Below are 244 nucleotides of genomic sequence, written 5' to 3'. Positions count from 1 at the left end.
GTTTCGTGAGCAAGACGGAATAGGAAGTCTTTACCTTTCTCGTTAGCTTTGAACCAGTCGACAAACTCTTGACCGTAAAGTTTGCCACCTAGCGTGTCTAGCTCTAGTAGTGTGTAGTAATCCACACGGTCTTTGTTCTCTTCGATTGCTACACCCATGTTTTTGTAAAGCGTTGTGTAGCGCTCACGGATGATGCGTTTACAAGCGGCTTTGTAGCGACCTTCTGAGTCCATTAGACAAGTTA

At 45.1% G+C, this 244-nt stretch carries 1 pseudogene; it reads right to left on the bottom strand.

What is annotated here, in order from left to right:
• Positions 1 to 244: pseudogene (locus tag AB4558_RS22020) on the bottom strand (bifunctional aspartate transaminase/aspartate 4-decarboxylase); the annotation flags it as partial.

The organism is Vibrio sp. 10N.222.51.C5 (assembly GCF_041474575.1).
GTDB lineage: Bacteria > Pseudomonadota > Gammaproteobacteria > Enterobacterales > Vibrionaceae > Vibrio > Vibrio crassostreae_C.
Note: the sequence above shows the minus strand (reverse complement) of the source record. Positions and strands in the feature narration are given on the sequence as shown.